Below are 14,062 nucleotides of genomic sequence, written 5' to 3' on the forward strand. Positions count from 1 at the left end.
TGTTTGTTCTGGCTCAATCAGCAAACGGGATTGAGCCAGGCATCAAGAAGGTATGAACAGGTCGATAATCGGGTGCCTGGAGGCGCGTTGATGTTGTTTAGTTGCGAGGGGCGTAATCGAAAACGTCGGAGTAACAGTTCTCCATAGTCAGCCCGTCTTCCTGCAACGCATCAAAGATGCCATACACAAAATTCGGAGAACCGCAGAAGAATGCAGAACACTGGCTGAGGTCTTTGAAGTTGGCAAGAATCAGATCTTCGATCAGACCACTGTAACCGTCCCAGCCCTGGTTTGTGTCGCGAACGATGGGAAAGTATTGAATGACGCCTTGCTCGTGCAGTGCCTGTGCTTGTTGACTCAAGTACAGGTCTTCCGGTTTTTTACCTACCCAGAATAAATGCAATTTTGGTTTGTTTTCATCGGTGACAGTGTCGTCATTGGCGCAAGCTTCAATGATGCTTTTCATCTGAGCGTAACCCGTCCCTGCAGCAATTAACAGGACATCCTGCTTTAGTTCATGCCGTTCAATGGGCAAGAAGCAGTTGCCCATTGGCATTTTTACGCGCATTAACGTTTGCGAGGTCAGCTGTTCCAATATGTATTGTGCACTGAGGTTGTCTTCATGCACCTGAATATGAAGCTCGATCGAGCGGCCTTGCGGAGCACAGGCAATTGTAAACGGATAACTTTTACCGTCTTCAGGAAGCAGTTCCAGATATTGACCCGCATGGAACTCGGGGGACTTACCGGCCGGCGCCAGTAACTGAACCTGGTAGGTATCATGATTGAGCGGTTGTAAGAGTTCGATCTGGCAAGCAATGGTTTGCAATTTATATTCTCCAGGGCCCCGAAAGGCTTTAATGCCTATGTGTAAGTCAGTCAAAGGCTTTGCTATACAGTATAAAACGTTTTTTTGGGTTGGTGGTGCGCTTATTTCCAAGCCACTGTTGAGTGCGACGGTGCCTTGTAATAAGTCGCCGTAACACACTTCGCACACCCCGTTGATGCAGCCTTTGGGTATGAAACAATGTTGTTCTAAGGCTGCATCCAGAACGACCTGGTCTTCACGGCACAAAAACGTGTGGCCGTTGGTCGTGGTAATCTTCAGCCGATCCATAGTCAGAAAGGCTTTTTATCTTGTAATTTTATGCCCAGACTGTCCCACATCTCGTCGATTCGAGAGACGATTTGAGGGTCTTTTTCAATGGGCCTGCCCCACTCCCTTGTTGTTTCTTCAGACCACTTGTTGGTGGCATCAAACCCAATTTTCGACCCCAGGCCGGATACCGGTGAGGCAAAATCCAGATAATCAATGGGCGTATTTTCAATCATGACGGTATCGCGGGCCGGGTCCATGCGGGTGGTCATGGCCCAAATCACGTCGTTCCAGTCACGCGCGTTGACGTCGTCATCGCAGACAATCACAAACTTGGTGTACATGAATTGGCGTAGGAATGACCAAACCCCAAGCATGATGCGTTTGGCGTGCCCTGCGTATTGCTTTTTAATGGTAACAACCGCCAGCCGGTATGAGCAGCCTTCCGGCGGCAGGTAAAAGTCAACCACTTCGGGGAATTGTTTTTGAAAGATCGGAACGAATACTTCGTTCAGCGCGACGCCAAGTACGGCGGGCTCATCGGGTGGGCGACCGGTATAGGTGCTGTGATAAATCGGATTTTTACGGTGGGTAATGCGCTCCACCGTGAATACCGGGAACTGATCCACTTCATTATAGTAACCGGTGTGGTCGCCATAGGGGCCTTCATCGGCCATTTCATTCGGGTAGATGAACCCTTCCAGAACAATCTCTGCGCTGGCGGGTACTTGCAGTTCGTTGCCGATGCTTTTGATCAGCTCGGTTTTACTGCCGCGAAGCAGCCCGGCAAAGGCGTATTCGGATAGTGTGTCCGGTACCGGCGTTACTGCACCTAGAATGGTGGCCGGGTCTGCACCTAATGCGACGGATACAGGAAAAGGCTCGCCCGGATGGGCTTCCTGCCATTCTTTAAAATCGAGAGCGCCACCACGGTGGGACAACCAGCGCATGATCAGTTTGTTTTTGCCAATCAGCTGTTGGCGATAAATGCCCAGATTTTGCCGTTCTTTGTGTGGCCCTTTGGTGATGACCAATGGCCAGGTGATCAATGGCGCGGCATCGCCGGGCCAGCAGGTCTGGATGGGGATTTTGTTCAGATCGACCTGATCGCCTTCCAGCACGACTTCCTGACAGGGGGCTTTGGATACGACCTTCGGCCCCATTTTGAGCACTTGTTTAAACAGTGGTAACTTGGACCAGGCATCTTTGAGGCCTTTGGGAGGTTCAGGTTCTTTCAGAAATGCGAGTAATTGACCCACTTCCCGCAACGCAGTGACATCCGACTGACCCATGCCTTGCGCCACCCGTTCCGGTGTACCGAACAGGTTAGCCAATACAGGCATGTCATAACCTTTTGGGTTTTCGAACAGGATGGCCGGGCCGCCAGCTCTTAGGGTGCGGTCACAAATTTCAGTCATTTCGAGGTGCGGGTCGACTTCGGCAGACACCCGAACCAAATCACCGGATTTTTCTAACGCTTTAATGAAGTCACGCAAGTCATTGTATTTCATAGCTTGTCCAAGAGACTGTTTTGCGCTGAATTATCGCGGATTCGGGGGGTGAAGAAAAGCCTAGTGTTTTAATAAGATATTTAAAAAGCCCACCCGACGTGCTTGGTATGAGCACGTCGGGTGGGGTAAGAGTTATGAAGTTTCAGAATTGACTGATCGTGATCGAGTTACCTCCTGAGCCGGTTTGAGTCGCAGTGGCGGTGTTCAGTAGCCCGGATTGGGTGATGGTCACATAATTTTCTGTGCCTACTGCGCCGAAACCACTTTGATGGACGGTGGCCATGTGGGAAATACCCGTTTGGCTCACGTCGGTATGGTTATAAGCGCCCGATTGGGTTACCTCTGCATCATTCAGCTCATCATCCTGGGTGACGGTGACAGAACTGTTGTTGCTGTTCTGGCTGACGGTCGCGGTATTTTCAATACCGGATTGAGTAATCAACACATCGGAGGCAAACGAGAAGTTTTGGTCGGAGGTTGCGATCAGTAAATCCCCGTCCTGGTTGATGTGGTTGGTTGATCCGTCGGTCACAAACGTCTGGGTTAAATCCGCCGAACTGTTTGATCCTGATTGAGTGATGCTGGCACTTGAGAACCAGGAATCATCTTGCAGAAGCGTTGCTCGTTGGTTTAAACCGGATTGGGTGATAGAAGCGGAATCTCCTTGGGTGTTGTTTTGGGTTATTACAGCAGAAGACAAAAACACGCCGTTTTGAATGATATCCGCTGTATTCAGGTTACCAAAGTTATCAGTCTGATTGATCGTCGCGGTGGAACCCACGGCAAGTACCTGTGAAATGTAGCCATCGTCATTGAGGGTACTTTCAATTTGGTAAATGGACGCGCTAGTCACCGCTGAAATCTGCTCCTGATCAATTTCAGCGCCGTTATCAGAACCATTTTGTTCGATGTAGGACGTCGAAAACCAGGATTGGCTTTGGTAAATATCCGCACTGTTATTATTGCCTGTGGTGTCAATGGTGGAGTACATCGGAAACAAACTGCTTTCCTGCAACACGGTTGCCGTGTTGGACTCCCCGTTTTGGCTGACATTGGCATCCGCAAAATGGACACCGGACTGGGTGACATCAGCGGTATTACCATCGCCGTTCTGATCGACGGTGGACGTGCTGTTGTCTGCCAGTGCCACAGAGCTGGCCAAGGCAATGGACAGTGGAATCAGTGAGATCTTGTTCATAGGTAAGATCCTCGTGTCTGGGTGAACAGTGAGTCAGTTGAGTCAGCCGGTACGGGCTTCGAGACAGGTTGACCCGGGACTCAGTTAAAATTGATTCACTGTCACACTGTTACCGCCGCCACCGGTCTGCGAAACGAACGACGTATTCATGAAGCCGGATTGCATGACGGTCACATAGTTATCGTTCCCTGCTGTGCCAAGGCCGTTTTGGTTAACGGTCGCCATGTGTTCCGAACCGGATTGGTCGATGTTTGTGTGGTTGTAGGTACCGTCTTGATTTACTAACAGCGTATTGAATGAATCTACCTGATTGGTGTATACGCTACTGAAATCAGCTGTCTGATTAACGGTTGCAATATGTCCCATTCCAAATTGATGGACTTCCACACTGGAGGATATCGCATTGGTTTGATTGACGTCAGCCATTAACCAATCACCAGTTTGGTTGATTAAACCTGAGGTTAAATCGCTGATATTGGTTTGATTTAGGTGAGCTACGTTGTCTACACCCATTTGATTTACAGTAGCAGTGGATGTCCAGGAGTCGTTTTGAACAACGTCTGCGAACTGGTTTGTGCCACTCTGGGTGATGAGCGCAGTATCATTTTGCGTGTTTTCCTGAGTAATCGTTGCGCTGGAATCTAAGGTATCATTCTGGAAGATCTGGGCGGTATTTAATCCGGTTAGGTTGGCTACCTGATTAATAGTTGCCGTGGACGAAACCGCCTGGAGCTGTGAAATATAGCCGTTATCATTTTCAGTATTACTGACCTGATGGATGCTGGCTAAGGTATTGTCTGAGATAGATAACTGATCGATTTCAGCTACGTTGTCCATGCCATCCTGAACGATTTCTGACGTGGAAAACCAGGAGTCGCTTTGATGGATGTCTGCGCTGTTGTTGGTCCCCGTTGTATTGACGGTGGCATACATCGCATTCAGACTGTCTTCCTGTAAAACGACCGCTGAGTTCAGGTCACCGTTTTGGTCAACGGTTGCCTCTGCGTCATTCACATTGGTTTGTGTCACAGTGGCGGTGTTGGTGCCACCTGTTTGGTTTACCGTGGCGGTACTGCCTGCGCCATAGGAAAGCGTGCTGGTTGCCATGGATATTGATAGTGCGAGTAGGGTTACCCTTTTCATGATACTACCCTCGTTTTATCTCTTCAGTTAGTTTGTTTTATTTGTGCATGCCGGAAGGCACCGAACTGCCTTACGGATACATTTAAATTACTTCCTGATTGGTAGATATCGACTGAATTCCCTACGCCGACTTGTAATACTTTGGCGTCATTGGCGTACCCGAACTGTTGAACATGCGCGGAATTCGAAACGCCTATTTGCATCAGCAGTATTTCATGCTCGATGCCTTGTTGGTTTACGTTTGCATAATGGCGCGCGCCGAGTTGCCAGATTTTTGTGCTATTAAGGTCCCCTGTTTGGGAAATGTCTGCCCGGTGGCGAGAGCCAACCTGATAACTGACTAATTCATTGTTGTTGCCATCTTGAGCCACTGAAATGTCGTGGTTGGAGGCTCCTCGTGGGATGCCATAATGGCCGAGCTCCAAAGAACGGTATCGAGGATCTGAGAGCAAGTCATCAGCCTGGCCCAGCGCTGCATGGCTTAACAAAATTAGCCCAAAGACCCTCTTCACAAGGTGCATACTGCGTGCCCCGTTTCATTCTCTGCGTTATCTGCTCGTAATGAATTATGTCGTTATGTGACGAACAGTAAGTAAAGTATATGGGAGTTTCTGTGGGATGAAGGCCCGTTCAGCGAGAGGTGATCGGGAAGGTTTGTTGTTGTTAATGGGATACTATTAGGTACGATATTTGACAAGATAGAGTAGGATATTTCACTTTGGATGTGTAAGAGATTTAACCGTGATGATATGACCCTGATCGTCGGTGATGGAGAGGGTGATCTGGAAATGAATGCCTTCGGTGAGATTAAAAGATGCGGTAGCCAACCGCGTTTCTTGGTGGGACACGGCTCGGAAATGGCCCGTTTGACGGGCCTCACTGGAACCTGAATCACTGATTTTTTTGGAAATGAGCTGATAGTGGTACAGGCCTTCACAGTGACAGAAAGCGGTGGGGCTGACTGTGAATCGATCTTGGTCAGTGACTGGGTTGAAGTGTATGTCCATGGCCAAGCCCTCTTTGCAAATTAAGGTGGTGAATAACAGCATGATTAAAGGTACGGTTTTCATATGAGTTACTTGAGTCGCTGTTTCGGGTTAGACGTTGATCTTGATTGGAAAGGAAAAGAGGCAATAGCAATAAACGAACCGTTGGCTGAGAAACTGCGTTAAACCCGTGGCGGGATTAAAGCATCCTCAATCAGACAGCAAAGGCGTTTAACTCTCGATGAGAGGTGACTTAGCTGCGAAATATTGCTGGAGCACTTTATTGTTTAATTCGTCGGGATTGGCCAGTTGCCAGTTCTTGTTTTTCAGGCCGTTGGCAATCAAATGAATCAACGCCGATTCAATGGCGGACATGACACATACCTGCACGGGTTCATTGGTGGTCATGCCCGCTTCAATTTCCAATAACTCTTTGAATTTGATGAACTTGAATACACCGGACTGAATTTCCTGGGAATACACCGTTTTGGTGGTCATGATGCTGTCGAGTACTTCGCCTGAGCGAGTGTTGATCATTCGCAGGTTGATGGTGACCTGATCTTGCCGGTATTGCTCTGCAGCGCCAATGCCTAAATAGCGAGCGCCGGTTCCGCCGGTGCGGGTATTCGTATCGTAGCCGACAATACCGCCTTCGACGACTACGGTGGCAGGCATCAGCGGCGGCAATTCGAAGTTTTCATTGGCATTTTTTTCGGTTGCGCGAATGATTTTTCGTTCCGTTAGCAGATTTTGCAAGCCTTCCCTTTCCACCGGAATAAACCAACCGGAATCACGGAGTGCAGTGACTAAATATGAGGTCGCTCCCTGAGTCACAGCAGTAGAGAAGTTACTGGAGGGAATGGGCTTATATTGACCCGTTTGATCACGGAAGTTATACACCGCTGTGACAATTTTACCTTTGGGTTTTGGCAAAGAAATCAGCTCAGAATAGGTATGTGAGCGCGGAGTTAAGCCCGCTGATTTGATCCCAAGTTGATCTTGAACCGCGCAGCCAGCAAGTAGGGTTACTAGGCATCCGGTAAGCAAAACTTTCATGATGGATAGCACTTTCATCATCTCATTCTTCAGGAAATTAAGGATTGGTTGGGTTCAGGCCATTGACTTGAATTTCGGTGGTTTCACCGGTTTCCCTGTCCTCCACCCGCACAAATAAGTTGCCGCTGTCATCGATGATGTCGACCACAAAGTCGTCGGTGATGAGTGTCCCTTCATTGCCTGAGCCAACGTCAGTCAGTAATTGATTAAGCAATCTGGATTCGAGAGAGTCGGTAAAGCGATCCAAGGCCGAGCGTTGCGAGAATGCTGATCCGGCTGCGTCGGGGTCTTTATAACTGTTTTGCGCTTGAGCACTGTTCAAGAGGTAAGAGCCGTTTAACGGATTGCCCCCAAAGCTTGGGTTGACGGGTTGGTAAACCAGCTCACCGCCGTAGCCGGAGACAGTAACGAATAAGCCGGTAAGTAGTTGGAGAGAGCGGCTCAAGGCTTTACGTTTCATTGCTTTGTCCTCTGGGTTGGGTGCCATTGGGTCGTGATTCAGTGTGTGTTGATTACAGGGTGATTTCGTCTTCTGCCAGATCGTCACTTTTTTGAAACAGCTTTTCGATTTCCAGTTGCTTTAACCGCCTGTTGATGTGAGTGGATGCGGCTTCGGCAATGGCTTTGATGTCGTTGCCACCTGCACCAATCCGGTTGTAGTAAACTTGCGTGCTGTAGGATTCGACCCAAATGATGCTGCCCCAGCGGGCAGAAGGTCGTTCTTTGATGGTGAGATTTTCTTTGGCGTTGGGGTAATACGTCCGGCGGTGATCGGCCAGATAGCGGTAAAACTCGTGGCCAAAGCGGCTGACGGTATGGTCTATGGTCATGCCTGTCATTAAGTCACCGTCCGGATTGTCCGTATAAGCGTACCCACAGAAGGTAAGCATTCCGGCGAGCGATAAAACTTTAATCTGGATCATGACTGCCACCTATGAAAGCAACTTGTTTTTGTTGAACTGAATGGCTGTGGCATTCGGATACGTGACAAAAGCAAGCAGCAGAATCGTTATAAACAGGAACTCTGACTCATAGGTGAAGAGTATAGATGGGAAATTGGTTTTTATTTGATCAATTTAAGCCGAAAGGTTGAAAGGCAGGCAATAAAAAAGCCGCTGAACTCAGTTCAAGCGGCTTTTTAACAAGGCGGTAATTCGCTGCAATGGTTTGTTTGCAGAGGAAATTAACGACCTTTCATGGATAAGAAAAATTCTTCGTTGGTTCTGAAGCCTTTTAGCTTATCGAGCAAGAATTCACTGGCAGCAATGTCTTCCATTTCGTGAAGTAATTTACGAAGAATCCACATGCGCTGCAGTTCGTCTTCGGTGGTCAGAATGTCTTCACGACGCGTGCCGGACTTGCGAACGTTGATGGCTGGGAATACACGTTTTTCTGCGATCTTACGATCCAGGTGCGTTTCCATGTTACCCGTGCCTTTAAATTCTTCAAAGATCACTTCGTCCATTTTGGAGCCGGTATCGACCAACGCTGTTGCGATGATGGTCAGGCTACCGCCCTCTTCGACGTTACGAGCCGCACCAAAGAAACGCTTAGGACGTTCCAGGGCATGAGCGTCGACACCACCGGTAAGGACTTTACCGGAAGAAGGCACAATGGTGTTGTAAGCACGTGCCAAACGGGTGATCGAATCCAGCAAAATCACCACGTCTTGTTTGTGTTCAACCAAACGCTTGGCTTTTTCCAAAACCATTTCAGCCACTTGTACGTGACGTGCCGGTGGCTCATCAAACGTACTGGCGACCACTTCGCCGCGAACTGTACGCTGCATCTCGGTCACTTCTTCCGGGCGTTCGTCGATCAGAAGTACGATCAGGTGACATTCCGGGTTGTTACGCGTGATGGACTGAGCGATGTTTTGAAGCATCACTGTTTTACCCGCTTTCGGCGGAGAAACAATCAAACCACGCTGACCTTTACCGATGGGCGAAGTCAGATCGATGATACGAGCAGACAGGTCTTCGGTCGAGCCGTTTCCTGCTTCTAGTTTCAATCGTTCGTCGGGGAAAAGTGGAGTGAGGTTTTCAAAAAGGATCTTGTTCTTTGCGTGTTCTGGTTTGCCGTAGTTGATTTTATCAACTTTGAGCATTGCAAAATATCGTTCGCCGTCTTTCGGAGGACGTATCTTGCCAGAAATGCTGTCGCCTTTTCTTAGGTTAAATCGGCGGATCTGACTAGGTGAAACATAGATATCGTCAGGGCCCGCTAAGTAGGAACTATCGGATGATCTCAAGAAGCCAAAGCCATCTTGCAATATTTCTAGTACGCCGTCACCGTAGATGTCTTCACCGCTTTTTGCGTGTCTCTTAAGAATTGTGAAGATTACGTCCTGTTTGCGGGATCTTGCTAAGTTGTCGAGTCCCATTTCAGAAGCGATTTCTAAGAGCTCAGGCATGCTCTTTTGCTTGAGATCGGTAAGATTCATGTAGTTCCTGTGAATAGTATTTTTTTGATTTGTTGAGATTTAACTGAGATAGGTTTCAGATGTTTGTTTCGGGAAAGGAGGATGCTAAGAAGTCCTCAGATCATCTGTCACTCAATATAGAAGTATATTCGGCGTCAGTCCAGAGAAATTTACCAAAAATTGATCAATTTAACTTGGATTTACGCATTTTTCTGAGTTTTTGATGAAAAAACAGGCAAAAATGGCCTTGCCTGTTTTTACTGACGGACGACGATTATACCGTGCTGTCGATGAATGCAGTCAGTTGAGATTTAGACAACGCGCCTACTTTAGTGGCTTCCACATCGCCGTTTTTGAAAATCATCAGCGTAGGAATACCACGGATGTTGTACTTAGGTGGCGTTTCTTCGTTCTCGTCAATGTTCAGCTTACAGATTTTCAATTTGTCGCCGTATTCGTTGGCAATGTCTTCCAGGATCGGTGCGATCATTTTACATGGGCCACACCAAGGTGCCCAATAATCTACGATGACAGGCACTTCACTTTTCAGCACTTCATCCTCAAAAGTTTTATCTGTTACGCTTACGATCAAATCGCTCATGGTTCAGTCCTAATTTTAGTTTTTAAGGTTGGTATAGAATTCGTTGTTACTATTGGTACCGTAATCCACCATTAAGTTCCTTGCGCTGGCTCAATGGCTGGGTAGGCTGGACGGCTGCAGATTGTTGTAAAAAATGGCATGATAACGTCCACAAAGTGTTCATTGGATTCTCAGTACTATATGGGCACAGAGCTGAAATACAAGTCTTTTAATGATGAAAGAGATCATATGACCTGCGATATTAATGCATTAGCTGCCATTGATTTGGGATCAAACAGTTTTCACCTGGTGGTCGCTCGTGAAGAGCAAGGTGAGATCCGTGTGGTGGAAACTTTGGGCGAAAAAGTCCAGTTAGCAGCCGGGATCGGGCCGGATAAGATTTTAGATGAAGAAGCGATTATGAGAGGCTTGTCTTGCCTCGAACGTTTCTCGGAACGGCTCACCAACGTCCCAAAAGACCGAATTCGAATTGTTGGTACTAATGCATTGCGTGTGGCCAGGAACCGGAAAGAGTTCATTGATCGTGCCGAAGCCGTTCTTGGGGTGCCGGTGGAAGTGATTGCCGGTCGGGAAGAAGCGCGTCTTATTTATCTCGGTGTGTCCCATACCTTGTCGGACGACGGCGATTCTCGACTGATTGTCGACATTGGTGGTGGCAGTACCGAATTCATCATTGGTCAACAATTTGAACCGCAGGAAATGGAAAGCCTTCATATGGGTTGCGTTTCCTATCGCAGCCGATTCTTTGCCTCCGGAAAAATCAAACGTAAGTATTTTGATCGGGCTGTGTTATTGGCTCAGATGGAGCTTCAGAGCATTCGCGATCAGTATCTGGCACAAGGCTGGCATGAGGTGGTGGGTTCTTCGGGCTCGATTCGTAATATTGAGCGGGTATTGGTGGCTCGGGGCTGGACGGAGTCCGGGATTACCCGTGAAGCCTTGCAGCGCCTGAAAAGTCTGATTTTGTCTTATGATCACGTGGATGAACTGGATATCGAAGGGCTGAAGCCGGAACGTAAAAGCGTGTTCCCTTCAGGTGTGGCGATCTTAATCGCGATTTTTGATTCTTTGGGTATTGAAGAAATGGCGTACTCGGACGGTGCTTTGCGTGAAGGCGTGCTTTATGACGTGCTGGGTCGGTTGAGTCATGAAGATGTACGAGAGCGTACCGTGTTGGCATTAATGGAGCGTTTTCATGTGCCGCAAGAACAGGCGGTGGTATGTGAACAAACGGCGATGAGCCTGTTTGATCAGTTACAGCAAGACTGGAACTTATTGCCACAGGATAGGGAACTGCTCAATTGGGCGGCTTGTCTGTGCGAAGTTGGCCGATGCATTGCCCACAGTCAGTTTCATAAGCACGGCGCCTATCTGATTGAACAGTCGGACCTGGCTGGGTTTTCGACCAATGAGCAACGGGAACTGGCGGTGCTGGTGCGTTTACACCGACGTAAAATTGCCTTACAGGAGTTGGAAAATTTCGCTCCCGGCCGGACATTACAATTAAAGAAGTTGATGTTTTTATTACGTTTGTCCGTGACCTTGTGCGCGCCCCGGTTTATGCCGGCACCGCCTAAAGTGTCAGTGACTTATAATGAGGGGCTGTTGCAACTCAGGTTTGCCGATGCCTGGCCGGACAACTACCCGTTGGCGTTGGAGATGCTGAAAGAAGAAGTTGCTATGTGGCCAAAGGTGGGTTTTCAGGGCGAAATACTGTTTGATTAAATGCCTCTGTTGATTAGAGGCTTTGTTGGATTAGACGTTTTGTTGGACTAGAAGAGCTGTTGAATTAAAGGTACTGTTGAATTAAAGGTACAGTCTGCCCAAAAAGTCAGTGTGCATTGATCGGCGGATAAGAGCTTCAACAAAAATGGAATGACGTACCCGTCCGGGACGTCATTCCAGATTGATCAGATTAAGAACTCAACGCCAGATTGGCCAGCAGGTTGGTCTGGGCAGAGATCTCTTCTTGATCCTCGCCCGGGGTGTTAAGCACGTAAACGCCTTCATTGGTTAACTCCCAGCTTTGGCAGTTATCTTCCAGATACCAGTTCAGTTCTTCAATGATTCGCTTTTTCAGCTTGGTGGGTTCAATGGGGAAGCAGGTTTCAACGCGGTTGATCAGATTGCGCTCCATCCAGTCGGCACTGGCACCGTAAAGTTTGGGTTGCCCATTGTTTTCAAAATAGAAAATACGAGTGTGTTCCAGAAAACGGCCGATCACAGAACGAACCGTGATGTTCTCGGAGACGCCCGGTATTCCAGGTCGTAACGAACACATGCTGCGAATGATTAACTGGATTTTAACCCCGGCCTGGGATGCTCGGTACAGCGCTTTAATGACTTTCGGTTCGGTTAAACCGTTGCACTTCACAATGATTCGGGCAGGCAGTCCCTGTTCGGCATTTTTGACTTCTTGGTTTATCAGTTCCATCAGACCCTTGTGCAGAGTAAACGGTGCGTGCAAGAGTTTCTTGGTTTTCTGAATTTTACCCATGCCGGTCAGTTGCTGGAAAATTCGATGGGCATCGTAGGTGATTTCATCGTTGGACGTCAGATAGCCATAATCGGTATATAACTTGGCGGTACCTGAGTGATAGTTCCCCGTACCCAGATGGGCATAGCGCCTCAGCTGTTGGTTTTCTCGACGTAAAATCAACATCATTTTGGCGTGGGTTTTATGCCCGACGACGCCATAAGTCACCAATGCACCGGCTTCCTGTAACAGGCTGGCGAGGTTGATGTTGTCTTCCTCGTCGAAACGCGCTCGTAATTCAATAACGGCGGTCACTTCTTTACCGTTTCGGGCGGCTTCACACAGAGCCTTTACAATGTCTGAATTTTCACCGGTGCGATACAGCGTTTGCTTAATCGCAATGACGTTCGGGTCTCGGGCGGCGGCCATCAATAAGTTGACCACGGGCGTGAACGACTCAAACGGGTGATGAAGGATGCGATCAGCTTTCCGAATCTCATCAAAAATGTTGTTTTTGACCGACTGCTTGAGCGTTTTGGGCAAACTGGGTGTGAAGTTTTCGTAATTGAGATCCGGCCTTTTCACCAGGCTCAGGGTTTGCATCAATCGGGATAAATTCACCGGGCCGTCGACCCGGTAGAGATCGTCTTCTTCCAGGTTGAAACGTTTCAGCAGCACTTCCACCAATTCGTCCGGGCAGTTGGTGGCCACTTCCAAGCGAACCGCATCGCCATAACGACGGGACAGTAACTCGCTGCGCAACGCATTGGCCAGATCTTCTTCGTTTTCATCAATTTCCAAATCGGCGTTTCGGGTGATTCGGAACTGGTAACAACCGTCGATGGTCATACCAGGAAACAGGTCGGCCGCGTGGTCGTGAATGATGGAGGAAAGGAACACCAGGTTGTCGCCCCCGTTTTCACACAGCTCATCCGGCAAACGTACCACTCTTGGCAGGGATCTGGGCGCCGGCAGAATGGCCAGGCCGGTTTCACGGCCAAACGCATCTTTGCCATCCAGCTCGACGATGAAGTTTAAGGTTTTGTTGACCAATCTCGGAAATGGGTGTGAAGGGTCCAGCCCAATCGGGCTCATCACCGGCATGACACTTTCGTTGAAGAACTCTTCGATCCAGGCAACCTGTCGTTCATTCCACTCTTCACGGCGCAAAAAGCGAATATTTTCTTTACGCAATTCGGGCAGGATGACGTCGTTCAGGATCTGATATTGACGTTCAACCAATGGGTGGTATTGCTCGCTGATGGATTGCAGCACTTTCTCGGGTGACATGCCGTCAGAGAGAATCTTTTCTTGGCCGAACTCTATTTGTCGTTTTAGCTCAGCAACGCGAATTTCGAAGAACTCGTCGGTATTTGAGCTGAATATGCAGGTAAATAACAATCTCTGAAGCAGCGGGTGACGCTCATCCAACGCTTGGTGTAACACGCGTTCATTAAATTTGATTTGGCTTAATTCCCGGTTGATATAAAATTCGGGATTATCTAAATCAATGGCCTCAGGCGCGTCTGGTTCGTTTAGTGTGTCCAGTTCAGTGTTTTCCATCGTTTGTTAC

13 protein-coding genes are annotated in these 14,062 nt (G+C 48.4%); 1 reads left to right on the top strand and 12 read right to left on the bottom strand.

Annotation, left to right across the window (positions count from 1 at the left end; all coding sequences use genetic code 11):
• Positions 1-97: 97 nt before the first annotated feature.
• The 11 genes from ABD744_RS22420 to trxA all read right to left on the bottom strand — a co-directional run bounded on the left by ABD744_RS22420 (position 98) and on the right by trxA (position 10,013).
• Positions 98-1,117, bottom strand: coding sequence for a 2Fe-2S iron-sulfur cluster-binding protein (locus ABD744_RS22420; RefSeq protein WP_344800848.1), 1,020 nt, complete (start codon positions 1,115-1,117; stop codon positions 98-100).
• A 2-nt stretch (positions 1,118-1,119) separates the two neighbouring features.
• Entirely contained in the window at positions 1,120-2,607 is a 1,488-nt protein-coding gene (gene ubiD / locus ABD744_RS22425; protein WP_344800849.1) for a 4-hydroxy-3-polyprenylbenzoate decarboxylase, read from the bottom strand.
• Between the two features lie 142 nt (positions 2,608-2,749).
• Entirely contained in the window at positions 2,750-3,805 is a 1,056-nt protein-coding gene (locus ABD744_RS22430; protein ID WP_344800850.1) for a hypothetical protein, read from the bottom strand.
• Between the two features lie 84 nt (positions 3,806-3,889).
• Complete coding sequence (locus ABD744_RS22435; RefSeq protein ID WP_344800851.1) at positions 3,890-4,948, bottom strand: hypothetical protein; 1,059 nt, start codon at positions 4,946-4,948, stop codon at positions 3,890-3,892.
• A gap of 23 nt (positions 4,949-4,971) precedes the next feature.
• Positions 4,972-5,436, bottom strand: a complete 465-nt coding sequence (locus ABD744_RS22440) for a hypothetical protein (RefSeq protein ID WP_344800852.1) — start codon at positions 5,434-5,436, stop codon at positions 4,972-4,974.
• Positions 5,437-5,661: 225 nt separating this feature from the next.
• Complete coding sequence (csgH, locus tag ABD744_RS22445; RefSeq protein ID WP_344800853.1) at positions 5,662-6,018, bottom strand: curli-like amyloid fiber formation chaperone CsgH; 357 nt, start codon at positions 6,016-6,018, stop codon at positions 5,662-5,664.
• A 147-nt stretch (positions 6,019-6,165) separates the two neighbouring features.
• On the bottom strand, positions 6,166-7,011 hold the full coding sequence (locus ABD744_RS22450) for a CsgG/HfaB family protein (protein ID WP_344800854.1): 846 nt from the start codon (positions 7,009-7,011) through the stop codon (positions 6,166-6,168).
• Positions 7,012-7,027: 16 nt separating this feature from the next.
• Entirely contained in the window at positions 7,028-7,450 is a 423-nt protein-coding gene (locus ABD744_RS22455; RefSeq protein ID WP_344800855.1) for a curli assembly protein CsgF, read from the bottom strand.
• A 52-nt stretch (positions 7,451-7,502) separates the two neighbouring features.
• The gene (locus tag ABD744_RS22460; protein ID WP_344800856.1) at positions 7,503-7,913 is read right to left on the bottom strand and encodes a CsgE family curli-type amyloid fiber assembly protein; all 411 of its coding nucleotides are present in this window, start codon (positions 7,911-7,913) and stop codon (positions 7,503-7,505) included.
• 260 nt (positions 7,914-8,173) lie between these two features.
• Positions 8,174-9,433: a transcription termination factor Rho gene (gene rho / locus ABD744_RS22465; RefSeq protein WP_344800857.1), complete on the bottom strand. Its 1,260-nt coding sequence runs from the start codon at positions 9,431-9,433 to the stop codon at positions 8,174-8,176.
• Positions 9,434-9,686: 253 nt separating this feature from the next.
• On the bottom strand, positions 9,687-10,013 hold the full coding sequence (gene trxA, locus ABD744_RS22470) for a thioredoxin TrxA (protein ID WP_344800858.1): 327 nt from the start codon (positions 10,011-10,013) through the stop codon (positions 9,687-9,689).
• 228 nt (positions 10,014-10,241) lie between these two features.
• On the opposite strand from trxA, the gene ppx reads away from it, so the two are divergent.
• Positions 10,242-11,738, top strand: coding sequence for an exopolyphosphatase (gene ppx / locus ABD744_RS22475; protein WP_344800859.1), 1,497 nt, complete (start codon positions 10,242-10,244; stop codon positions 11,736-11,738).
• 190 nt (positions 11,739-11,928) lie between these two features.
• On the opposite strand, the gene ppk1 is transcribed toward ppx, so the two are convergent.
• Positions 11,929-14,052 (bottom strand): polyphosphate kinase 1, encoded by a 2,124-nt coding sequence (ppk1, locus tag ABD744_RS22480; RefSeq protein WP_344800860.1) that lies wholly within the window; start codon positions 14,050-14,052, stop codon positions 11,929-11,931.
• Between the last annotated feature and the right edge of the window lie 10 nt (positions 14,053-14,062).

The organism is Litoribacillus peritrichatus, from assembly GCF_039537985.1.
Taxonomy (GTDB): domain Bacteria; phylum Pseudomonadota; class Gammaproteobacteria; order Pseudomonadales; family Litoribrevibacteraceae; genus Litoribacillus; species Litoribacillus peritrichatus.